The sequence below is a fragment of the Paratractidigestivibacter sp. genome (assembly GCF_052362415.1).
In the GTDB taxonomy this organism is placed as follows: domain Bacteria; phylum Actinomycetota; class Coriobacteriia; order Coriobacteriales; family Atopobiaceae; genus Paratractidigestivibacter.
Genome location: NZ_DAWEMK010000011.1, coordinates 13,699 through 36,489 on the forward strand (window position 1 = coordinate 13,699; position 22,791 = coordinate 36,489).

15 protein-coding genes, 1 pseudogene and 1 riboswitch are annotated in these 22,791 nt (G+C 65.4%); of the genes and pseudogenes, 11 read left to right on the plus strand and 5 right to left on the minus strand.

Going from position 1 to position 22,791, the window contains the following annotated elements:
* From ACT84W_RS02235 to ACT84W_RS02250, 4 genes and pseudogenes are all read right to left on the minus strand, one after another.
* Positions 1-1,250 (minus strand): annotated as a pseudogene (locus tag ACT84W_RS02235) (phosphoribosylformylglycinamidine synthase); the annotation flags it as partial.
* A gap of 221 nt (positions 1,251-1,471) precedes the next feature.
* Positions 1,472-2,266, minus strand: a complete 795-nt coding sequence (locus ACT84W_RS02240; RefSeq protein ID WP_432291062.1) for an energy-coupling factor transporter transmembrane component T family protein — start codon at positions 2,264-2,266, stop codon at positions 1,472-1,474.
* Entirely contained in the window at positions 2,266-4,143 is a 1,878-nt protein-coding gene (locus tag ACT84W_RS02245) for an ABC transporter ATP-binding protein (RefSeq protein ID WP_444328059.1), read from the minus strand. The genes ACT84W_RS02240 and ACT84W_RS02245 overlap by 1 nt, the downstream gene beginning before the upstream one ends.
* 6 nt (positions 4,144-4,149) lie before the next feature.
* Entirely contained in the window at positions 4,150-4,725 is a 576-nt protein-coding gene (locus tag ACT84W_RS02250) for an ECF transporter S component (protein WP_444328060.1), read from the minus strand.
* Between the two features lie 6 nt (positions 4,726-4,731).
* Positions 4,732-4,888: riboswitch (FMN riboswitch) on the minus strand.
* A gap of 152 nt (positions 4,889-5,040) precedes the next feature.
* On the opposite strand from ACT84W_RS02250, the gene murB reads away from it, so the two are divergent.
* Positions 5,041-5,955 carry a UDP-N-acetylmuramate dehydrogenase gene (murB, locus tag ACT84W_RS02255; RefSeq protein WP_417576133.1) on the plus strand — a complete coding sequence of 305 codons (915 nt, stop codon included), beginning with the start codon at positions 5,041-5,043 and terminating at the stop codon, positions 5,953-5,955.
* Between the two features lie 538 nt (positions 5,956-6,493).
* Here the strand turns inward: murB and ACT84W_RS02260 are convergent.
* Positions 6,494-7,858, minus strand: a complete 1,365-nt coding sequence (locus ACT84W_RS02260; protein ID WP_444328061.1) for a PFL family protein — start codon at positions 7,856-7,858, stop codon at positions 6,494-6,496.
* A 738-nt stretch (positions 7,859-8,596) separates the two neighbouring features.
* Between ACT84W_RS02260 and ACT84W_RS02265 the strand changes: the two genes are divergently transcribed.
* The 10 genes from ACT84W_RS02265 (at position 8,597) to ACT84W_RS02310 (ending at position 22,582) form a co-directional block, all read left to right on the plus strand.
* Positions 8,597-9,808 (plus strand): twin-arginine translocation signal domain-containing protein, encoded by a 1,212-nt coding sequence (locus tag ACT84W_RS02265; protein ID WP_432291058.1) that lies wholly within the window; start codon positions 8,597-8,599, stop codon positions 9,806-9,808.
* A gap of 120 nt (positions 9,809-9,928) precedes the next feature.
* On the plus strand, positions 9,929-10,876 hold the full coding sequence (locus ACT84W_RS02270) for an ABC transporter permease (protein WP_417576136.1): 948 nt from the start codon (positions 9,929-9,931) through the stop codon (positions 10,874-10,876).
* 15 nt (positions 10,877-10,891) lie between these two features.
* On the plus strand, positions 10,892-12,397 hold the full coding sequence (locus tag ACT84W_RS02275) for a sugar ABC transporter ATP-binding protein (RefSeq protein WP_432291057.1): 1,506 nt from the start codon (positions 10,892-10,894) through the stop codon (positions 12,395-12,397).
* 12 nt (positions 12,398-12,409) lie between these two features.
* Positions 12,410-13,393, plus strand: a complete 984-nt coding sequence (locus tag ACT84W_RS02280) for an ABC transporter permease (protein WP_444328062.1) — start codon at positions 12,410-12,412, stop codon at positions 13,391-13,393.
* A 137-nt stretch (positions 13,394-13,530) separates the two neighbouring features.
* A complete protein-coding gene (gene araA, locus ACT84W_RS02285; protein WP_418827346.1) occupies positions 13,531-15,027 on the plus strand; it encodes an L-arabinose isomerase in 1,497 nt (498 codons plus the stop codon).
* 170 nt (positions 15,028-15,197) lie between these two features.
* Entirely contained in the window at positions 15,198-16,805 is a 1,608-nt protein-coding gene (locus ACT84W_RS02290) for a xylulokinase (protein WP_444328063.1), read from the plus strand.
* 96 nt (positions 16,806-16,901) lie between these two features.
* The gene (locus ACT84W_RS02295) at positions 16,902-17,615 is read left to right on the plus strand and encodes an L-ribulose-5-phosphate 4-epimerase (RefSeq protein ID WP_444328064.1); all 714 of its coding nucleotides are present in this window, start codon (positions 16,902-16,904) and stop codon (positions 17,613-17,615) included.
* 107 nt (positions 17,616-17,722) lie between these two features.
* Entirely contained in the window at positions 17,723-18,793 is a 1,071-nt protein-coding gene (locus ACT84W_RS02300) for an aldose epimerase family protein (RefSeq protein WP_444328065.1), read from the plus strand.
* A gap of 43 nt (positions 18,794-18,836) precedes the next feature.
* Positions 18,837-19,859 carry a LacI family DNA-binding transcriptional regulator gene (locus tag ACT84W_RS02305; protein ID WP_444328066.1) on the plus strand — a complete coding sequence of 341 codons (1,023 nt, stop codon included), beginning with the start codon at positions 18,837-18,839 and terminating at the stop codon, positions 19,857-19,859.
* A gap of 218 nt (positions 19,860-20,077) precedes the next feature.
* Entirely contained in the window at positions 20,078-22,582 is a 2,505-nt protein-coding gene (locus ACT84W_RS02310; protein WP_444328067.1) for a phosphoketolase, read from the plus strand.
* Positions 22,583-22,791 lie beyond the last annotated feature (209 nt).

Below are 22,791 nucleotides of genomic sequence, written 5' to 3' on the forward strand. Positions count from 1 at the left end.
GCGCCGATCTCCATGCGCTTGGCCACGTAGCCGGGGTGGTAGAGCTCGCTGACCTGGCCGGTGGCCAGGCCGATCTGGTTGCCGTAGCTGGAGTAGCCGGCCGCGGCGGTGGTTACGAGCTTGCGCTGCGGTAGCTTGCCCTCGAGCGTCTCCGAGACGGGGACGGTCGGATCCGCGGCGCCCGTGACGCGCATGGCTTGGTAGACGTAGCTGCGGCCCGAGAGCGGGTCGCGGATAGCGCCGCCGATGCAGGTGGCCGCGCCGCCGAAGGGCTCGATCTCGGTCGGGTGGTTGTGGGTCTCGTTCTTAAAGAGGTACAGCCAGTCCTCGTCGTGGCCGTCGACGTCGACCTTGCACTTGACGGTGCAGGCGTTGATCTCCTCGGACTCGTCAAGGTTCTTGAGGATGCCCTTGGCCTTAAGGTACTTGGCGCCGATGGTGCCCATGTCCATGAGGCAGATGGGCTTCTGCTCGCGGCCGAGCTCGCGGCGCATCTGCTCGTAGCGGGCGAAGGCGTCCTTGACGCGCGGGTCGCCGGTGAGGATGTGGTGCAGGCGCGTGCCGAAGGTGGTGTGGCGGCAGTGGTCCGACCAGTAGGTGTCGATCATCTTTATCTCGGTGATCGTGGGGACGCGACCCTCGCCGGCGAAGTACTCCTGGCAGAACTTGATGTCGGCGAGGTCCATGGCCAGGCCGCGCTCGTCGATGAAGGCCTGGAGCTCCGCCTCCGAAAGCTCGAGGAAGCCGTCGAGGACCTCGACCGGTTCGGGCTCGGGGACGTTGGCCTTGAGGGTCTGCTTGGGCTCGAGCGAGGCCTCGCGCGCCTCGACCGGGTTGATGACGTAGTGCTTCACGGCGTCCACGTCGGCGGGCGAAAGCTCGCCCTCGAGCACGTAGACCTTGGCGGAGCGCACAGTGGGGCGCTCGCCCTGGCTGATGAGCTGGATGCACTCGCTCGCGGAGTCGGCGCGCTGGTCGAACTGGCCGGGGAGGAACTCGACCGCGAAGACCGCGGCGCCGTCGGCGACGGCGGGCATCTGCGCGGAGGCGTTGTCCGCCTGAGGCTCCGAGAATACCGTGGGCACGCAGGACGCGAAGAGCTCCTCGTCGATGCCCTCGACGTCGTAGCGGTTGACGATGCGCAGGTTGGTGATGCCGTCGATGCCGAGGAGCGTGCGCAGCTCGCGCTCGAGCGCCTTGGCCTCGCCGTCGAATCCGGGCTTCTTCTCTACGTAAACGCGAGAAACCATAAGGGTGAACCTCCGTGACGGGGTTTGCCGGTAACTTCACTATTCTACGGCAGAAAACCGGCTGCCCACCAAAGAAACAGCAGCTCAGGGCATACTTTTTGTTTGGGAACCAGCCTTGCGGTTTGGCTCAAAGCCGGGGGCGTACCGTGGGGCGGGCGCTTGGGGACGGCTGTTCCCGGCGCGGCGGCTTGCCGCCCCGAGCTCGCCTTGGGCCCGCCCGCCTACCCTGCGAAGACGAGCGCTGCGATGAAGGCCGCGCACACGGCGACGGCGACGGCGTCGCGCGCGGCGAGGCGCGGCTCGCGCAGGTGCGTGCGGCCTTCCCCGCCCTCGTAGCAGCGGGCGTCGAGCGCGCGGCTGAGCCCGTCTGCGTGGCGCAGCCCGCTGGCAAGAAGCGCGACGATCACGGGGACGATCGCGCGGACACGCCGCACCGGCCCACCCTCGTCGAAGCCGCCGCCGCGCATGGCCTGCGCGTCGAGGATTGCCGACGCCTCGTCGGCGAGCGTGGGGACGAAGCGCAGCATGAGGCTGAAGACCATCGCGATCTCGTGGGCGGGAAGGCCCAGTCGCGCGAGCGGGCCGAGCATGGCGTCGAAGGCGTCGGAGAGCTCGGTCGGCGTCGTGGTCAGCAGGATAAGAGACCCGAGCATGAGGGCGAGCCCGAAGCGCACGGTGTAGAGCACAGCCGCCCACACGCCGCCATCGGTGATGCGCACGGGGCCTGCGACCAGCAGCTCGTTTCCCGTCTGGACGAAGATCAGGTTGAACAGCGAGAGGAACCCGAGGAAGAACACGAGCGGCTCGACCGAGGCGGCCACACGCCCCACGGGCACGCGGCTCGCCGCCACGACGGCGACCGTGAAGGCCGCGCCGATGGCCAGCTGCGCGGGCGTCCCGGCGCAGAACAGCACGATCATGCAGACGAAGGCGCAGCAGAACTTGACGCGCGCGTCGAGCGCGTGGATGGGGGAGTCGGCCTCATAGTACTGGCCGACCTCGAGCTTGAAGGCCATTACGCGCCCACCTCCTCGGGGACGTTGCTGCGGGGGCCGCCGTTGCGCGGGCCGTCGTCGCGGGGATCGTCGCCCGCCGCGCTTGCTGCGTCCCCCGCGCCCGCCAGCGGCCCCAGCGCCGCCGCGAGCTCCTCGATGGTCAGCGGGTCGCCGAGCGCGGGCGCCCCGGCGTCCTCCAGCTCGCGCGCGTACGAGAGCGGTCGCGGCAGCCCGAGCCCGCAGGCATGGAGCTTCCCCGCGTTCGCGCGGCTGAACACCTCGGTGGGAGTTCCATCGGCGATCACGTGCGACTGGTCGAGCACGACCACGTGGTCCGCGCGGGCGGCGTCTTCCATCGAGTGCGTGACCTGCATGATCGTGACCCCGTGCGCCCGCAGGTCGGCGACGAGCTCCCGCAGCCGGGTGCGCCCGCGCGGGTCGAGCCCGGCCGTCGGCTCGTCGAGCACGAGCAGCCGCGGCTCCATGGCGAGCACGCCCGCGATGGCGGCGAGCCGCTTCTGCCCGCCGGAGAGCTCGAAAGGCGAGAAGCCCTTCTTTGCGCCGAGGCCGACCAGGTCGAGGGCATGGTCCACGCGCCGGGCGACCTCGGCGGCGGGAAGGCCCATGTTGCGCGGGCCGAACGTGACGTCCTGCTCCACGGTCTGGGCAAAGAGCTGCCGTTCGGGATGCTGCATCACGTAGCCGACCTGGTGCCGGACGGCGCGGCGGCCGCGCTTGGTCGCCGTCGTCGCGCCCGCGACCTCGACGGTGCCGGCGTCCGGCGCCTCGAGACCGCAGAGCAGCCGCAGCAGCGTGGACTTGCCCGAGCCGGTCTGCCCCACGATCGCGCAGCACTCTCCCTCGCGCACCTGGAAAGAAGCCCCCTCCAGCGCATGGCTGCGCGGGGTGTATGCGTAGCCGACGCCGTCGAGCGAGCAGAGCGGGGCGGTCGCGGACGCTTGGGCGGGGGCCTCCGCGGTCGCGGCGGCGTTCGAGCGGGCGTCGCCCGCGCCCCGCCCGGCGACGCCGCGGCCCGCGGCAACGGGGCCCGCGGCACCTGCGGTCTTCGCCGCGCCGCCGCCTGCGGTCAGCGCCCTTCTTGCCCGCTCGAGCCGCAGCTCGAAGGGCATCTCGAGCCCGAGCTCGTCGATGAGCTCGGCGTTTTTCGAGCAGAAGACCTCCCGCGGCGCCCCGTCGAGCACGACGCGCCCGGCCCGCATGACGATCGCGCGGTCGGCCTGCAGGGCCTCGTCCATGAAGTGCGTCACGTGCACGAGCGTGGTCCCGGCGGCGGTAAGGCGGCTCATCACGCGCAGGATCGCCTCACGGCCGCGCACGTCCAGCAGGGAAGAAGGCTCGTCGAGCACGAGCACCTGCGGCTCCATGGCCAGCGCGCCGGCGATGCACACGCGCTGCCGCTGCCCGCCGCTCATCCGCGACGGGTCGGCGCGCGCATAGTCGGTGAGCGCCACGCGCTTGAGCTCGCGCTCCACGCGCCGGCGGATCTCATCGCGCGGAAGGCCGAGGTTCTCGGGCCCGAAGGCCACATCGTCTGCCACCACGCTCGTGACGATCTGGTCGTCCGGGTTCTGGAACACGAGCCCCAGCCCGCGCCGCGCGCGCCGGTAGGCCTCGAGGTCGGGCTCGCCGCCCGCGCACACGGCCTCGCCTACGAGCTCGACGTCCCCCTCGTCCGGGGCGAGGAGCCCGCAGATCACGGAGGCGAGCGTGGACTTGCCGCTGCCGTTGGCCCCGAGCACGCACACCCGCTGGCCGCGCGGCACCTCGAGGCTCACGTCGTCGAGCGCGCATGCGTCTCCGTAGCGCAGCGTAACGTGCGAGAGGCGCACGACGGCGCCTCCCTGCGAATCAATATGCGAATTGCTCGCAGCGGCCATGCGCGCCTACTCCGCCAGCGCCTTGGAGACGGGGCCCTGCACCAGCGCGGTCAGCGCGCAGTTGAGCACGAGCTTGAGCAGGTTGAAGGGAAGCAGGATCGGCAGGATCATCGCGACGACGGCCTCCATGGTCACGGCGGTGTAGAGCGGCGTGACAAAGAGGTTCATGACGATGCACACGACCAGCGACACCGCGGCGCCCACGCCCATGCCGCAGGCCAGCCCGCGCCTGCCGGAGACCTTGCGCGCGATCAGCGAGCAGGGGACGACCAGCGATACGTTCGCGGCGATGGCCATGAGGACGCCCCACGGGCTGAACTGGAACACGAGGTGCACGAGCCACGAGAGCACGACCACGATGGTGCCCGTGGCGGGCCCGAACGCGAGCCCGGCAACCAGCGCGACGACGCAGGACGGGTCGTACTCGAGCCACGGCGCCGGCGGGAAGATGGGGATCTCGATGAAGCTCGTGATGAGCGAGAGCGCGCAGAATAGCGCCGTCACCGCGATCCGTCGCGTCGACCAGCCGGAGCCGGCGGTGGTGGAGTGCGTGTCGTGCTTAGCGTGCGTGGAAGTAGCCATGATTGGCCTCCGTTTCTTCCATCCGGACTTTGACCGTTGGTCCTGGATTCTCACCAGGTCCACCGCATTTTCGCGGGTCGCGGACTTCGGGCCTCGCGCCGGGCTTCTTGCCGTCGCTCCCGTTACCGCCAGTGGGGAATCTCACCCCGCCCTGAAACTGACGCGGAAGACTATATCACGCGGGCGTAAGGGAATGCCGCTCGGTCGGCAAACTGTAAGGGAATGGCCGTGAACGCAAAATCGCCCCGCTGTACTGCTATACTCGCGCCATTGCGCGCCCGCGCGCGACTTCTGATGTCCAAAAGAAAGGAAGAGATGTCCGAGAGCGACAGTCCCCTCGAATGGAGGCTCCGCGCCATTGTCGGCGAAGACAACCTGCTGGTAGACGAGCCGATGAGCGAGCACACGACGTTCGAGATAGGCGGTCCTGCAGACTTCTACGTCATTCCCGAGGACTTCGACGAGGTACGCGACGTCATCACTGCGTGCAAGGACGCGGGCGCGGACTATTTCGTTTTGGGCTGCGGCTCGGACCTGCTCGTGTCCGACGAGGGCTACCGCGGCGTGATCGTCGCCGTGGCCGACGGGCTCATGGGCGTCTCGGTCGAGGGCGACCAGATGTGCTGCCAGGCGGGCGTGGGCTTGCGCGAGGCTTCCGAAATGGCCTGCGAGCTGGGGCTTTCCGGCCTCGAGTTCGCCTGCGGCATCCCGGGCTCGGTCGGCGGCGCGTGCTTCATGAACGCGGGCGCGTACGGCGGCTGCATGGCCGACGTGCTCAAGGAGGTCCGCGTGCTGCTGCCCGATGGCTCGCTCGACGACGTCGCCGTGGAGGACCTCGCGCTCGGATACCGTCAGAGCCGCATCGCCGACGAGGGCTGGGTCGTGCTCTCGGCCACCTTCGACCTCGACCGCGGCGACCCCGAGAAGATCCGCGCGACCATGGACGACCTCACTCACCAGCGGGAAGAGAAGCAGCCCCTCGAGCTGCCCTCCGCCGGCTCCACCTTCAAGCGCCCCGAGGGCTACTTCGCGGGCAAGCTCATCACCGACGCGGGCCTCAAGGGCTACCAGTCCGGCGGCGCCGCGGTCAGCAAGAAGCACGCCGGCTTCGTCGTCAACGTCGGCGGCGCCACCGCGGCCGACGTCCACGCCGTGATCGAGCACGTCCAGGACGAGGTCGAGCGCACCTCCGGCGTTCGCCTCGAGCCCGAGGTCCGCTTCCTGGGCTAGGCGGGGCGCAGCCGCGCCAAGCCGGCGACGGGCCGTGCCTCCCGCCGCCATCACCGGGTGCCACCCATCACTGGGTGACAGTCATTGCGTGCAGCTTTTGGGGACACCCTTGGCGGCCATGGCCTGCGTCCCCCGGCCGTGATCCCCGCCATCACTGGGTGACAGCCATTGCGTGCAGCTTTCTGGGACACCCTTGGCAGTCGCGGGTCTGCTGCCCGCCAACCTGCCGTTCCTTCAGGGTTGGTCGCTTCTTCAACCGCGATCTTAGGGTACTTCTACGGAAGTACCCTATTTCCTTAAACATAGGCTTCTAGGCGACAAAACCCCAGTTGGCGAGAAGCCCTTCTTTCCAACCGCAGACTTAGGGTACTTCTGTAGAAGTACCCTAAGTGCTGGCAAGAGGGGCATAGACTTCTTGCCAACTGGGGTTTTGCGAAAAATGCCCTGAATTCAAAAGGTTAGGGTGCTTCCGCGGAAGCACCCTAACCTCTGGATGTTGCTTACGAAGCGGCAAGAACCCCGCCCCCAGCTCGCCGCCCTAGTTCTTCAGCGAGTTCAGCGGCGCGGGGAAGCGGCCGCCGCGGTGGGCGAAGACGTTGCCCGCGTGGGTGTTCACCGGCATGATCGGCGCCGAGCCGAAGAGCCCGCCGAACTCGAGCATCTCGCCCTCGGACTTGCCGATGGCGGGGATCAGGCGCACGGCGGTGGTCTTGGTGTTGATCACGCCGATGGCCATCTCGTCGGCGATGATGCCGGCGATGGCCTCGACCGAGGTGTCGCCGGGGATGGCGATCATGTCGAGGCCCACGGAGCACACGCAGGTCATGGCCTCGAGCTTCTCGATGGAGAGCGCGCCGTCGACGGCGGCCTGGATCATGCCGGCGTCCTCGGACACGGGGATGAACGCGCCGGAGAGCCCGCCCACCGAGGACGACGCCATGACGCCGCCCTTCTTCACGCAGTCGTTAAGAAGGGCGAGCGCGGCCGTCGTGCCGGGGCCGCCGCACTGGCCCACGCCGATGATCTCGAGGATCTTGGCCACGGAGTCGCCGGCCGCGGGTGTCGGCGCGAGGCTGAGGTCGACGATGCCCTTCTCGACGCCGAGGCGGCGCGAGGCCTCGCGGCTCATGAGCTCGCCGGCGCGGGTGATCTTGAAGGCGGTCTTCTTTATCTGCTCGGCGACCTGCATGAGGTTCGCGTCGTCGGGAAGCTCCGAGAGGGCGGCCGCCATGACACCGGGGCCGCTGACGCCCACGTTGATGACGGCGTCGGCCTCGCCGGAGCCATGGACGGCGCCCGCCATGAACGGCGAGTCCTCGACCATGTTCGCGAAGACCACGAACTTGGCGGCGCCGTAGCAGTCGATGTCGACCGTGCGGCGCGCGCACTCCTGGATGGTCTGCGCGGAAAGAAGCACGGCGTCCATGTTTATGCCGGCGCGGGTCGAGGCGATGTTGAGCGACGAGCACACGCGGTCGGTTGTGGCCAGCGCCTCGGGCACGGAGTTGATGAGCTTGCGATCGGTGGCACCGATGCCCTTCTGGACGAGGGCGCTGAAGCCGCCCATGAAGTCGATGCCGAGGGTCTCGGCCGCGCGGTCCATGGCGTGCGCGATGGGCGAGAGGTCCTCGTCCGGGCAGCCGGCGGCGATCTGGGCGACGGGCGTCACGCTCACGCGCTTGTTCGCGATGGGGATGCCGTACTCGCTCTGCAGGTCGTCGGCGGTCTGGACGAGGTTCTCGGCCGTGGTGGTGATCTTGTCGTAGACCTTGTCGCACATGCGGGTCATGTCCTCGTCGGCGCATCCGGCCAGGCTGATGCCCATGGTGATGGTGCGGAGGTCGAGGTTCTGCTCGGAAACCATGCTGAGGGTCTCGGCCACTTCCTGCGGTGTGATGTCCACTGCGTGCCCCTTTGCGGATCGTGAGTTGACGTACGACAAGTATAAGGTGCGCGAGCCCGAGGGACGTGTCGCGCCGGCCGCGGTAACTTAGCGGCAACCGGTCGGGCGGAAAGAAGCCCTGCCCGCCCGGCGCCTTCTGCCCCGCGTGCGGGGGCGTGCGGCGAACACTCGCGGCTGAGGCCCGTGTGGGCGGAAGCCGCGCCGCCCCGCTGCCCCGCGCTGTTTAAAAAACTGTTTACATCCAACGGTTCAACTGGTTACAACCATGCAATTCGGCCCTTAAACCGTTTAACTAGGCATTCAATCTAAACACTACTAAACAAAGAAACCCACTTAACAGGCATTTGGATATAAACAAACATATAAACAGACCGTTTACGAGACATTCGATACCGTTTACCGCAGTGGATGGTCGCAAGCGTTCTGTAAGGGATTAGAAATAGGTCAGACAAAGTCCAGAACAGACAAAGTCCAGAACGACGGCACGACCCGCCTTGCACGAAAGTTTTCGCAGGAACAAGGCGGTTTTCGCCGAGCGGCATCTTTGCTCGGCGAATGGGGATAACGAGCCTGCAGAACCCTCGCTGGCACCCGGATCCCACAAACAGCAGGGCGCGAGCAGCCCTGCTCATAACCTTGGATGTAGTAAACAGTCGGTTTCGCTGTTTACACATTGTTTTCAGTGAGCTTGCACATCGGGTGCAAGCGAGGGAAGCAAGATGAAGGGAAGGAAGCACTATGGGTAATCTTTCGAGGAGGAACTTCCTCAAGTACGCCGGCCTGACCGGCGGCGTCGCGGGCCTCGCCGGTCTCGCGGGCTGCTCCGGCGACGGCGGCAGCTCCAGCTCCGACGGCGGCAGCTCCGACGGCGAGAAGATCAAGATCGGCGTCTCGATCTGGTCCTCCACCGACGCCCTCGGCAAGCTCTCCGTCGACATCATCAAGAAGGCCGCCGACATCCTCGGCGTCGAGATCACCACGGTCGACCAGGGCCACGTCTCCGAGCAGGTCACTGCCTCCATCGAGACCCTCTGTGCCGCCGGCTGCAACGGCATCGTCGTCTGCAACTCCGCCGACTCCGAGATGACCGCCGCCATCAACACCTGCAACGACAACCAGGTCTATCTGGCTCAGTTCTACCGCATGATCTCTAAGGAGAACTCGCCCGACGTCTACTCGCTCGCCGAGAACTCCCAGTACTACGTCGGCGCCGTCCACGAGGACGAGGTCGGCAACGGCGAGAAGCTCGTTGAGCTGCTGACCGCCGACAACTCCGACGCCTACGAGGGCATCCAGAAGGGCGCCCGCAACATCAAGCTCGAGGGCTGGACCGTCGGCGACGCCACCTTCCAGGAGCGCTGGAAGGGCTACAAGTCCGGCATCGAGAAGTGGAACGCCGCCAACCCGAGCGACCAGGCCACCCTCTCCGACCCGGTCTACGCCAACACCTCCTCCTCCGAGGGCGCCAACGTCACCCAGCAGTTCTACAACACCGACAACACCATGGACGCCCTGATCGTCGCCGGCGGCGGCGGCGACCCGCTGGTCGGCTCCGTGGGCCAGCTCAAGAACATGAACCTCACCGGCAAGATCCGCGTCGCCTCCACCGACTTCCTGGATGACCTCAAGGATCAGCTAGCTACCGGCGGCATGTACTGCGAGTCCGGCGGCCACTTCTGCGACCCGCTCTACTCCTTCCTTATGGTCTACGCCGCCTGCAAGGGCGCCGACTCCTTCATGCCCAAGTCCGGCGACTTCGGCAAGGAGATCAAGTTCCCCTACGTCTTCGTTTCCTCCGTTAAGGAGTACCAGGACTACGAGAAGTACTTCGTCGACGAAGCTCCTTACACTGACGACGAGATGAAGGACCTCGCCACCAAGGACTTCGACGCCCTGTGCACCGCCGCCGAGTCCCTGTCCATCGAGGACGTCAAGAGCCGCCACGCCTAGTCGCAAGGCGATTGCGCTCGCATCACTCAGTTAGCTGGGGGCGGGCCCTGTCCCTAGGGCCCGCCCTTAACTATTTGTAAGTAAAAGCACGTGTGTGGGAAATAAAGGGAAGGATCGTGAATGGAACTCCTAAAGAAGGCTAAGCAGAGCCAGTGGTATGGCGTTGGCCTGCTCCTCATCATCACGGTCGCGGTATGGGTCGTTTTCAAGCTCCTGTGCCCGGGCACCTTCGGTGCGTCCGATCAGATGCTGACCTATCTGCAGACCGGCCTGATCTACGCGGTAGGTGGCTGCGGCCTCTACTTCATCGTCGTCATGGGCCTGTGGGACTTCTCCATCGGCTCTATTCTTGTTCTGGCGTGCCTGCTGTCCATCGGCTTCTCGCAGATGCTCGGCGTTGTGGGCCTCGTCGTCGCCCCGATCCTGTGCGGCGCTATCCTCGGTGCCGCCAACGGTCTCGCCTATATTAAGCTGCGTATTCCCTCGCTGATCGTCACGGTCGGCCTGTCCTTGATTTACGAGGCCTTCTCGGTCTTCGCCTCCGCGTGGGCCGGTACCCGCCTCGCCGATCAATACAAGATGTTCGGCGCGTACCCCTGGAACCTCATCCTGGCGCTCCTCGCGTTCGCGCTCTGCTCCTTCATCCTCAAGTACACCAAGCTCGGCACCTACGTCAACGCCATCGGCGCCAACGAGGCCGTCGCGAAGAACATGGGCGTGAACGTCGACAAGTACAAGTTCTTCGCCTTCGTGCTCTGCTCCATGTTCGTCGGCATCATGGCCGTCCTCTACATCGGCTACGGCACCGCCCAGACTCCGATGACCGGCATGCTCTCCCAGTCGCTCAACTTCAAGCCGCTCATGGGCACCTTCTTTGGCCTGGCCTTCAAGAAGTACGGCCACCCCGTCGCGTCCATCGTCATCGGCGAGTTCATCATCGCCATGATGTTCGCCGGCTTCGTCGCGCTCGGCATGCCCGTCACGGTCAACAACATCGTCACCGGCGCCACCCTGCTCGGCATCGTCTTCGTCACCACCAAGCGCATCAAGGGCGCTGTCGTCAAGTAAGGAGGGATACACACCATGAGTGAACAGAAACTGCTGCTCCACGCGGAGAAGATCGACAAGAAGTTCGGCCCGACCCACGCCGTCAAGGAGGTGTCCCTCGACTTCTACGAGGGTGAGATCCACGCCCTTATCGGCGAGAACGGCTCCGGCAAGTCCACCTTCACCAACATGCTGACGGGCATCCTGCCCATCGGCTCCGGCACCTTCACCCTCGACGGCGAGCAGGTCGCGCCCAAAAACCAGGTCGACGCGAACCACCACGGTATCGCCATCGTCGTCCAGGAGATCGGCACCCTGTCCGGCCTCACCGTCGCCGAGAACATGTTCTTGGGCGACGAGGACCAGTTCATCAAGAACGGCCTCAAGAACACCAGCGCCATGAACAAGAAGGCCCAGGAGCTTCTCGACTCTTACGGCCTCGGCTACATCAAGGCGACCCAGCCCATCGACAACTACGACTTCGAGGACCGCAAGCTCGTCGAGATCGTCAAGTCCACCTGGTTCGACCCGAAGATTCTCGTCGTCGACGAGACCACCACGGCGCTCGGCGAGGGCGGCCGCAAGAAGCTCTTCGAGGTCATGCGCGACGTCCGCGCCAAGGGTCACTGCGTGATCTTCATCTCGCACGACATGGCCGAGGTCCTCGAGATGAGCGACCGCGTCTCCATCCTGCGCGACGGCGACTACATCACCACCGTCGAGAAGTCCGAGGTCGACGAGGACAAGCTCAAGGTCCTCATGGTCGGCCGTGAGCTCGGCGGCCACTACTACCGTCAGGACTACCCGGACTACAAGACCCAGAAGGCCGGCGAGGTCGCCGTCTCCGTCCAGCACGTGAGCGTCCCTGGCCAGATTTCCGACCTCTCGTTCGACCTGCACTACGGCGAGATCCTGGGCATCGGCGGCCTTTCCGAGTGCGGCATGCACGAGGTCGGCAAGGCCATCTTCGGCGCGTCCTACGACCGCACCGGTGACGTTGTTTTGGCCAACGGCGTGCACGTCAACGACATCAACACCGCCATCAACAACTCCATCGCCTATACGTCCAAGGACCGCGACAACGAGTCGCTGCTCATCCAGGACACCATCGAGGACAACATCACCATCCCCTCGATGCGCGACATGGGCACGTTCCTCTCGGACAAGAAGCTCCGCGAGTTCGCCGAGCTCTACGCGACCCAGATGCAGACCAAGATGGTCAACGTCAAGCAGTATGTCTCGGCGCTCTCCGGCGGCAACAAGCAGAAGGTCGTCCTCGCCCGCTGGCTGGGCAAGAAGTCCGACATCCTGATCCTCGACTCGCCGACCCGCGGCATCGACATCAAGGTCAAGGCCGCCATCTACAACCTGCTCGAGGACATGCGCGCCGAGGGCAAGGCCATCATGATCATCTCCGAGGAGATCATGGAGCTGATCGGTATGTGCGACCGCATCTACATCATGAAAGACGGAAAAATCAACGGCGAGCTCGAGCGCAGCCCCGAGCTGTCCGACAAAGACCTCATCTCCAAGATGGTCTAGGAGGCGAATCAGATGGCAACTACCAACGATGCGGCGCTCGATCCCAAGAAGGGCGCTGCCGAGGCCAAGAAGAGCTTCGACCTCTCGTCCGTTAAGGACTTCCTCCCGCTCATCGGTTTCGTGGTGATCCTGGCGTTCTTCGCCATCGCGACCGGCGGCTCGATCCTCACCCCGAAGAACATCACCTTGATCCTCTCCGGCGGCTACATGCTCATGATCGCGGCATGCGGCGTCTGGATGATTATGGCGATGGGGTGCCTGGACTTCTCGCAGGGCTCCATGCTCGGCGTCTCCTGCGCCGTGGTCTGCGCCCTTTCCCAGTACAACCTGGTGCTCGCCATCCTTGGCGGCATCGCGACGGGCGCCGTGATCGGCCTTATCAACGCGCTCTTCCACGTTAAGGGCCAGATCCAGTCCTTCGTGGTCACGATGTGCATGATGTTCCTGCTCCGCGGCGTCTGCGCCTTCCTCACCACCGAGAAGCCCGTCCAGGCCGCCGGCTACATCACCGGCTTCAACAACATGCCCCTGCTCATGGGCATCACCATCGCGGTTCTCGTTATCACCTTCGTGATCACCCGCTTCACCTGCCTCGGTCACAACCTCAAGGCCATCGGCGCCAACGAGAAGGGCGCCCGCTTCGCCGGCATCAAGGTCCAGAAGACCAAGATCTTGGTCTACGTGGCCGCCGGCTGCATCACCGGCTTCGCGGCGTTCATCAACGCCGTCAAGATCGGTTCCGTCACCGCCACCTCCGGCAACATGCTCGAGACTCAGCTCCTCATCGCCATGGTTCTCGGCGGCATGCCGATCAACGGCGGCGCCCGCGCCCGCTTCTCCAACGTCGTCATCGGCGTCGCGTCCTACCTCGTGCTCCAGAAGGGCCTTGTCATGCTCGGCCTCACCACCGAGATGCAGCAGCTGGCCCTCGGCATCATCTTCGTCTGCATGGTCGCCCTGTTCTCCGACCGCAGCTCGAACCAGGTCATCAAGTAGCTTTCGGCTCCACCCTCCCTTTGGCCTCGCCCCTTACCCACCTCTTCCCTTGGGGGCGGGGCCATCTGGGAGGTCCCCTTATGGCGGCTCTGCCGCCCAAAACGCTTGCACCGCATATGCGTCCGAAAGGAACGAACATGCTCGAGATCAAGAAGTACAAGTTCTATTTCTGCCCCTGCACCCAGGACCTGTACGGCGACGAGTGCCTCCAGCACGTGCACGAGCACGCCGAGGAGGTCGTCAACTACCTCAACGCCTCTAAAGAGATCCCGTTCGAGGTCGAGCTCAAGCCCAACCTCCTCACCGCTTCGATGATCCAGCAGGTCTTCAACGAGGCCAACAACGACCCCGACTGCGCCGGTATCATCACCTGGGCCCACACCTTCAGCCCCTCCAAGAACTACATTCTGGGCCTGCAGGACCTCCGCAAGCCGCTGTGCCAGTTCGCGACGCAGTACAACGAGGAGATCCCGTACGACACCATCGACATGGACTTCATGAACGAGAACCAGGCCGCTCACGGTGAGCGCGAGCTCGGGCACATCTTTGCCCGCATGCGCTGGAACCACAAGGTCGTCTTTGGTTACTGGAAGGATCCCGTCGCCCTCACCGAGCTCGGCCAGTGGCAGCGCGTCGCCGTGGGTATCAACGAGTCCCGCAACATCCGCATCGCCCGCTTCGCCGACACCATGCGCAATGTCGCCGTCACCGATGGCGACAAGATCGAGGCCCAGGTCAAGCTCGGCTGGACCGTCGACGCGTGGCCGATCAATGACCTCACCCCCTACGTCGAGTCCGTGACCGCTGCTGAGGTCAAGGAGCTCACCGACGAGTACTACGAGACCTACGGCCTCGTGCTCGACGGCCGCGACCCGGAGGAGTTCCGTCGTCACGTCGAGGTCCAGGCTGCCCAGGAGATCGGCATCGAGCGCTTCCTCGTGGAGCACAACTACAACGCCTTCTCCGACCACTTCGGTGACCTCGGCGCCCTGAAGCAGCTCCCGTCCCTCTCCATCCAGCGCCTCATGCAGAAGGGCTTCGGCTTCGGCCCCGAGGGCGACTGGAAGACCCCGGGCATGGTGCGCCTCATGAAGGTCATGACCGCCAACGACCCGAACGCCAAGGGCTCCGCGCTCATGGAGGACTACACCTACAACCTCGTCCCGGGCAAGGACGGCATCCTCGAGTCCCACATGTCTGAGGTCGATCCTTCGATGGCCGACGGCGAGATCAAGATTCGCGCCACTCCGCTTTCCATGGGCGACCGTGAGGACCCGGCGCGCCTGATCTTCACCGCAAAGACCGGCCCCGCCATCGCCACCTCCCTCATCGACCTTGGCAACCGCTTCCGCCTGATCATCCAGGACGTCGACTGCAAGAAGGTCGAGAAGCCCATGCCGAAGCTCCCGACCGGCACCATGTTCTGGACCCCGCGCCCGAATCTCAAGGTCGGCACCGAGGCTTGGATCTACGCCGGCGGCGCGCACCACACCGCGGTCTCCTACGACCTTACCGCCGACCAGATGATCGACTGGGCCGACGCCATGGGCATCGAGTCCGTCGTCATCGACGCGAACACCAACCTCCGCGACTTCAAGCGCGACCTCAAGCTCGGCGAGGTTTACTACAAGTAAACGTCGCATAACCCAGCTGCGCGGTCGTCCCGCACGTGAGTTATTCCGGCCGCGTCTCTCGCCCGAGAGGCGCGGCCGTTTTGACGAAAAGGGACAGTCCCTTTTCGTCATAAAACGATTGATGACGAAAAGGGACTGTCCCTTTTCGTCACGAATAGAGGAGTCCACCTATGAGCAAGACCAAAGAGCAGATCGTCGCCGATATCGAGGCTGGCCGCACCTCCTTGGGCATCGAGTACGGCTCGACCCGCGTGAAGGCCGTCCTCGACGACGCCGACAACGAGCCCATCGCCATCGGCACCTTCGACTGGGAGAACTCGCTCGTCGACGGCTACTGGACCTACAGCGAGGCCGAGATCTTCGACGGCCTCAAGACCTGCTACGCTTCCCTCAAGGCCGACGTCGAGGCCAAGTACGGCGTCACCCTGCACAAGGTCGGCGCCCTCGGCATCAGCGCCATGATGCACGGCTACCTGCCGTTCGACGCCGCCGGCAAGCTCCTCGTGCCGTTCCGCACCTGGCGCAACACCACGACCACCGAGGCCGCCCACGAGCTCTCGCGCCTCTTTGCCTTCCACACGCCCGAGCGCTGGAGCGTCAGCCACATCTACCAGGCCATCCTCAACAAAGAGGAGCACGTGCCGCAGATCGACTTCTTCACGACGCTCGCGGGCTTCGTGCACTGGCGCCTCACGGGCCAGAAGGTCCTCTCGATCGGCGACGCGTCGGGCATGTTCCCCATCGACTCCGAGACCCGCGACTACGACGCCGCGAAGATCGACCAGTTCGACGAGCTCGTGGCCAGCAAGGGCGTGGCCTGGAAGGTCGAGGACCTGCTGCCGAAGGTGCTCGTGGCCGGCGAGGTTGCCGGGCACCTCACCGAGGAGGGCGCGCGCCTGCTCGACCCCTCGGGCGACCTCGAGGCCGGATGCCCGCTGTGCCCGCCGGAGGGCGATGCCGGCACCGGCATGATCGCCACGAACTCCATCGCCCAGCGCACGGGCAACGTCAGTGCCGGCACCTCGGTGTTCTCGATGATTGTGCTCGAGCACGCGCTCAAGGACGCCACCGCCGAGGAGATCGACCTCGTCACGACCCCGGTCGGCGACCCGGTGGCCATGGTCCACTGCAACAACTGCACCTCCGACATCAACGACTGGGTCGACCTGCTCGCCGACTTCGCCGAAACCATGGGCGTCCCCGTCAAGAAGGGCGACATCTACACCAAGCTCTTCAACGCCGCCCTCACCGGCGACAAAGACGCCGGCGGCCTCGTCTCGATCCCCTTCATCAGCGGCGAGACGGTCATGGGTGTCCAGACCGGCTTCCCGATGGTCGTCCGCAAGCAGAACGCGAACTTCTCCATCGCCAACTTCATGCGCATGAACATCATGGCTGCCTTCGGCGCCCTGGCCGCGGGCAACGAGGCCCTGCGCGCCGAGGACGTGAAGATCGACAAGCTCTACGGCCACGGCGGCATCTTCAAGACCCCGAAGGTGGCCCAAAGCCTGCTGGCCGCCGCGCTCGAGGCGCCCGTGACCGTCATGGCGACGGCGGGGGAGGGCGGCGCCTGGGGCCAGGCCGTCGCCGCCTCCTACATGGCGACCAAGGCCGAGGGCGAGACCCTCGCGGACTTCCTCGACAACAAGGTCTTTGCCGGCATGGAGGGCACCACGATCGAGCCCGACCCGGCCGACGTCGAGGGCTACCGCGCCTTCCTCGCCTCCTTCAAGAAGGTCAACGAGGCCGAGAAGGCTGCCGAGGCGCAATTGGTCTAGAATCATCGCGTATGGCGAACTGAATGGATTGCGCTGGTCAAACGTTCAAATCATTCAGTTCGCAGATAAAAACATGTGCGAAAGGAGCACAAAGCAATGATGCTCAAGGAACTACGCGAGAAGGTCTACGAGGCGAACATGGACCTGCCCAAGCACGGGCTGGTCGTCTTTACCTGGGGCAACGCCTCCGAGTTCGACCCTGAGACGGGGCTGTTCGTCATTAAGCCGTCCGGTGTCGACTACGACAAGCTCTCGCCCGAGAACATGGTCGTCTGCGACCTGGAGGGCAAGCGCGTCGAGGGCGAGATGAACCCCTCCTCCGACACCCTCACGCACGCATGGATCTACAGGAACTGGGCCGATAAGGGCATCCGCGGCTGCGTCCACACGCACTCCGCGGCCGCCGTCGCCTGGGCCCAGGCCGGCCGCGACCTTCCCGCCTACGGCACCACGCACGCCGACTACTTCTACGGCCCCGTGCCCTGCATGCGCGGCCTGACCGAGGAGGAGATCGAGGAGGCCTACGAGCTCAACACCGGCAAGGTCATCGTCGCCGGCTTCGAGGAGCGCGGCATCGACCCCGTCGCCGTTCCTGCCGTCCTCGTGCGCAACCACGGTCCCTTCACCTGGGGCAAGGATGCCGCGCAGGCCGTCTACCACGCCGTCGTCCTCGACGAGTGCTGCAAGATGGCGCGCGACACCGAGATCCTCTCCCCTCACTGCGGCCCGGCGCCCCAGTACCTGCAGGACAAACACTACCTGCGCAAGCACGGCCCGAACGCCTACTACGGCCAGGCCGCCGCTCACTAGTTGGGACAAAAGGGACGGGGGATTATGTCCCAAACGCAAGCGCGGGACGCGATTCCCCGTCCCTTTTTTGATGCCGAGTCAGCTGCAAATGGTCGAGAGGGGCAACAATGCAGGTTGAGCCTGTTTCCTTCGGAAATGTCGGCGGGAGGCCGGCTTTTCTCTATGAGCTTTGTAACGCCGCGGGCATGCAGGTCGCTGTTGCGGACTTTGGCGCGCGCGTAGTGTCCGTGAAGGTGCCGTCTGCTGCCGGCGAGGTCATCGACGTGGTGCTCGGCTACGACGACGCTGCAGGCTACGCGGCCGACGACGCGTGGCTCGGCGCTTCGGTCGGCCGTGTGGTCAACCGTATCGGCGGCGCTTCTTTCCAGCTCGCGGGAAAAACCTACGAGCTCACCGCAAACGAGGGCAAGAACTGCAACCACAGCGGGCGCGACTTCTGGTGCAAGCGCTTCTGGTCAGTCGCGCGCGCGGAGCAGGGGGCCGACGGCGGCCTGGTCGAGCTCGTCCTCGACTCTCCCGACGGCGACCAGGGTTTCCCCGGCGCGATCCAGATGCACCTTACCTATGAGCTCACGGCCAATAACGAGCTGGTCATCACGTATGACGGCACGCCCGACGCGACGACGCTCGTCAACATGACCAACCACAGCTACTGGAACCTCAACGGCTGCGACGGCCGCACCGTGCTCGGGCACCGCCTGACCGTCGACGCCGACTCGTACACCGAGACCGACGACGCGCTCGTCTCGACCGGGCGGATCCTGCCCATCGACGGCACCCCGCTCGACCTCCACGACGGAAAGAAGCTCGCCGACGTCGTTGCGAGTCCCGCGCACTCCATCGTGAACGCCCGCGGCATCGACCACAACTTCGTCCTGCCCGAGGCCGAGGCGGGGGAGGGCAGCTTCATCGGCGCCGGCCGCCGCGCGGCAGAGCTCGTGGGCGACGAGTCGAAGATCCGCATGACGGTGACGACCGACATGCCCGGCATGCAGGTCTATACCGGCAACTACCTCGACGGGGTTCGCGGCAAGGGCGGGGTCGACTACCATGACCACGACGCCGTCGCGCTCGAGACGAACTTCTTTGCCGACGCGATCCACCACCCGAACTTCCCGCAGCCGGTGTTCGGGCCCGACCGTCCGTTCCGTTCCCGCACCGTCTACGCCTTCGCGTGACAAAATAGCCGGGGTGCACGTCCCCGGCTTACGAAAGGACAGCATGGCCAAGGTCACGCTCAAGGACATAGCGAGGGAAGTGGGCCTGAGCCCGACCGCGGTCTCCCTCGTGCTCAACGACCGGCCGTGCAAGATCAGCGCCGAGAGCCGCGCCCGCATCAAGGAGGTCGCGCGCAAGAAGCGCTACATCCCCAACCAGATAGCGCGCAGCCTCGTCACGCAGCACTCACAGACGCTCGGCCTCATCGTCCCCAACATCGAGTCGCGCTTCTTCTCGTCGCTTGCCCGCGCTCTCGAGGTCGCCTGCCGCAAGAGGGGATACCTGCTGCTCATCACCAACTCCGACGACAGCTCCCATAACGACGCAGACCTCGTGCGCCTGCTCGTCAACCGCGGGGTCGACGGCCTCTTTATCGTCGTCGCCGATGAGCTGCGTTATTCGGCCGGGCTCAAGTCGATCCTCGAGCAGCTGCCCGTGCCCTACGTGATGGTCGACCGCTTTATCGAGGGGCTCGACTGCGACCGCGTGGGCTTCAACAACGAGCAGGGCGGCTACCTGGCCACTTCTTATTTGCTCGGGCGCGGGCACGAGCGCATCGCCGCGCTCATCAACAAAGAGTCGAACACCGGCCGCGCGCGCATGGCGGGCTACGAGCGTGCCCTTCGCGAGCACGGCATCGAGCCAGATCCTGAGCTCGAGCTCCACAGCGCCTACTACATCGACGACGCCTTCGAGTCCGCGAAGGGCGTGCTCAAATCGGACGCCACCGCGGTATTCGCGAGCTCGGACAACATCGCGCTCGGCCTGCTCAAGCTTCTCTATGCCGAGGACCTGCGCGTACCGCGCGACTACTCCGTCGTGAGCTACGACAACTCCGCCGCCGACACGCTCTTTGAGCCGGCGCTTACCTCCATCGAGCAGAACTCGCGCGAGCTCGCCGTCGCGGCGCTCAAGCTAATGTTCGCGCGCCTGGAGGAGGACGCCGAATCGCGCGAGCGCTCCGCCTCCGTCACAAAGATCCTGCGCCCGAAGGTTGTCGTCAAGGACTCCGTCCGCTGGCTCTAGCCCCTCGCCTCGCTCCGCGTCCAGGGCCGCGCATCCGAGTTTTTGCCCAGGCGGGCAAGAAACCCCGGTACTTCTTGCAATGTACTAAACAATTGCGCGAGTAAAACGAATTACTCTTAAATTCTCGTAAAGTAAAGCGTTTTACCCTTCTATACTCCAAAACAGTTCACAAACCTCCGGAATCCGCTCCGGGGGAATACGATTTAGGAGGATCAAGCATGGCACAGCCCGTTATTGGCACCCCGTGGCAGAAGCTCGACCACGCCGTCCCCGAGGAGGAGCTCGAGGGCGTCGAGAAGTACTGGCGCGCCGCGAACTATCTCTCGGTCGGCCAGATCTACCTTCGCTCCAACCCGCTGATGAAGAAGGACTTCGTCGACGAGAAGACCGGCGAGAAGCGCGACTTCAGCCGCGCCGACGTCAAGCACCGCCTCGTCGGCCACTGGGGCACCACCCCCGGCGTGAACTTCCTCTTTGGCCACGTCAACCGCCTCATCGCCGACCACCAGCAGAACGCCGTCTTCCTCATGGGCCCCGGCCACGGCGGACCTGCCGGCACCTCCCAGTCCCTGCTCGACGGCACCTACCGCGAGATCCGTCCGGACATCACCGATGACGAGGCCGGCCTCCAGAAGTTCTTCCGCCAGTTCTCCTACCCCGGCGGCATCCCCAGCCACTTCGCCCCCGAGACCCCCGGCTCCATCCACGAGGGCGGCGAGCTCGGCTACACCCTGTCCCACGCCTACGGCGCCGTCATGGACAACCCCTCCCTGCTGGCCGTGGCCGTAGTGGGCGACGGCGAGTCCGAGACCGGCCCGCTTGCCACTTCCTGGCAGTCCAACAAGCTCGTGAACCCCAAGACCGACGGCATCGTCCTGCCGATCCTGCACCTCAACGGCTACAAGATCGCCAACCCGACGATCCTCGCCCGCATCTCCGACACCGAGCTCGCCGAGTTCTTCGAGGGCATGGGCTATGAGCCGCACTTCTTTGTCGCCGGCTTCGACAACGAGTCCCACGCCTCCATCCACCGTCGCTTCGCCAATCTCCTCGAGGAGGTCTTCGACGAGATCTGCGACATCAAGGCCTGCGCCGAGGAGGGCGACGAGACCCGCCCCGTCTACCCGATGATCATCTTCCGCACCCCCAAGGGCTGGACGTGCCCCAAGCACATCGACGGCAAGAAGACCGAGGGCTCTTGGCGTGCCCACCAGGTGCCGCTGGCTTCCGCCAAGGACACCCACGAGCACTTCCGCGTGCTCCGCAGCTGGCTGCGCTCCTACAAGCCCGAGGAGCTCTTCACCCCGGAGGGCCAGATTCGTCCCGAGGTCACCGCGTTCATGCCTAAGGGCGACCTGCGCATCGGCGCCAACCCCAACGCCAACGGCGGCAAGGTCCTCCAGAAGCTCGACCTCCCCGACATCCACGCCCACGAGGTGCCGGTTGCCGAGAAGGGCCACGGCTGGGGCGCCACCGAGGCGGCCCGCGTCTTCGGCGCCTATACCGCCGACGTCCTCGCCAAGAACGACAACTTCCGCATCTTCGGCCCGGACGAGACCGCTTCCAACCGTCTGCAGGACGCCTACAAGTACACCAACAAGCAGTGGGAGGGCGGCTACTACGCCGACGGCGACAACGATGACCTGCTCTATCCGTCCGGTAAGGTCGTCGAGCAGCTTTCCGAGCACCAGTGCGAGGGCTTCCTCGAGGGCTATGTCCTGACCGGCCGTACCGGCGTGTGGAGCTCCTACGAGTCCTTCGTCCACGTCGTCGACTCCATGGTCAACCAGCACTGCAAGTGGCTTGAGGCCACCGTGCGCGAGATCCCTTGGCGCAAGCCCATCGCCGGCCTCAACATCCTGCTCTCCAGCCACGTCTGGCGTCAGGACCACAACGGCTTCTCTCACCAGGACCCGGGCTTCGTCGACCTGCTGCTCAACAAGGCCAACGACACCCACGTCGTCAACGCCTACTACCCCTGCGACGCCAACATGGCCCTCGCCGTCGCCGAGAAGTGCTACACCTCGACCAACTGCGTGAACGCCATCTTCTGCGGCAAGCAGCCGGCCCCGACCTTCATCACCGTCGACGATGCCAAGGCCGAGCTGGCCGAGGGCCTGGCCGAGTGGAAGTGGGCTTCCTCTGCCGACTCCATCGATGACGCCGACCTCGTGATCGCCACCTGCGGCGACGTCCCGACCCTTGAGGCCCTCGCCGCCCTCGACATGCTCAAGAAGCTCGGCGTCAAGGCCACCTTCGTCAACGTCGTCGACCTGCTCAAGATCCAGAACGTGAGCGAGAACGACCAGGCCATCTCCGACGAGCGCTTCGAGGAGTTCTTCGGCCACAACAAGCCGGTCCTCTTTGCCTTCCACGCCTACGCGGGCACCATCCGTCGCCTGATTTGGGACCGTCCGAACCACGACAACTTCCGCGTCCACGGCTACGAGGAGAAGGGCTCCACGACCACGCCGTTCGACATGCTGCGCCTCAACAACATGGACCGCTGGGCGCTCGCGGCCGACGCCCTGCGCCTCGTCGACGCCCAGAAGTACGCCGACCAGATCCAGAAGTGGGAGGACTTCCGCCAGGAGGCTTTCCAGTTCGCCGTCGACGAGGGCTATGACCACCCCGACTTCACCAGCTGGGTGTGGCCCGACGCCGCCGCCAACTCCGAGGGCACGCTCTCCGCTACCCAGATGACCGCGGGCGACAACGAGTAATCCTCCCAGTACTCACGCGCTCGAGTCTTTGCGCGCCCCGGGACCGCGAGAGCCGCGGTGCCGGGGCGCGTTTTTTGAGGGCGGGGGCGCTGCGCCCCGTCGGCCCGTGCCCCGCCGCACCCCGCCGGCGCGCCCCGCCGCGCGCCTGTACCTCATTGCAGATATTGGGTACAATCGGCTGTACGCCGCGCGAGCGGCCGAATCTTGAT

Coding starts and splice junctions, on each gene's coding strand:
- ACT84W_RS02240 (WP_432291062.1), bottom strand. CDS start 2,266: ATGGCCTTCAAGCTCGAGGTCGGCCAGTACTATGAGGCCGACTCCCCC.
- ACT84W_RS02245 (WP_444328059.1), bottom strand. CDS start 4,143: ATGGCCGCTGCGAGCAATTCGCATATTGATTCGCAGGGAGGCGCCGTC.
- ACT84W_RS02250 (WP_444328060.1), bottom strand. CDS start 4,725: ATGGCTACTTCCACGCACGCTAAGCACGACACGCACTCCACCACCGCC.
- murB (WP_417576133.1), top strand. CDS start 5,041: ATGTCCGAGAGCGACAGTCCCCTCGAATGGAGGCTCCGCGCCATTGTC.
- ACT84W_RS02265 (WP_432291058.1), top strand. CDS start 8,597: ATGGGTAATCTTTCGAGGAGGAACTTCCTCAAGTACGCCGGCCTGACC.
- ACT84W_RS02270 (WP_417576136.1), top strand. CDS start 9,929: ATGGAACTCCTAAAGAAGGCTAAGCAGAGCCAGTGGTATGGCGTTGGC.
- ACT84W_RS02275 (WP_432291057.1), top strand. CDS start 10,892: ATGAGTGAACAGAAACTGCTGCTCCACGCGGAGAAGATCGACAAGAAG.
- ACT84W_RS02280 (WP_444328062.1), top strand. CDS start 12,410: ATGGCAACTACCAACGATGCGGCGCTCGATCCCAAGAAGGGCGCTGCC.
- araA (WP_418827346.1), top strand. CDS start 13,531: ATGCTCGAGATCAAGAAGTACAAGTTCTATTTCTGCCCCTGCACCCAG.
- ACT84W_RS02290 (WP_444328063.1), top strand. CDS start 15,198: ATGAGCAAGACCAAAGAGCAGATCGTCGCCGATATCGAGGCTGGCCGC.
- ACT84W_RS02295 (WP_444328064.1), top strand. CDS start 16,902: ATGATGCTCAAGGAACTACGCGAGAAGGTCTACGAGGCGAACATGGAC.
- ACT84W_RS02300 (WP_444328065.1), top strand. CDS start 17,723: ATGCAGGTTGAGCCTGTTTCCTTCGGAAATGTCGGCGGGAGGCCGGCT.
- ACT84W_RS02305 (WP_444328066.1), top strand. CDS start 18,837: ATGGCCAAGGTCACGCTCAAGGACATAGCGAGGGAAGTGGGCCTGAGC.
- ACT84W_RS02310 (WP_444328067.1), top strand. CDS start 20,078: ATGGCACAGCCCGTTATTGGCACCCCGTGGCAGAAGCTCGACCACGCC.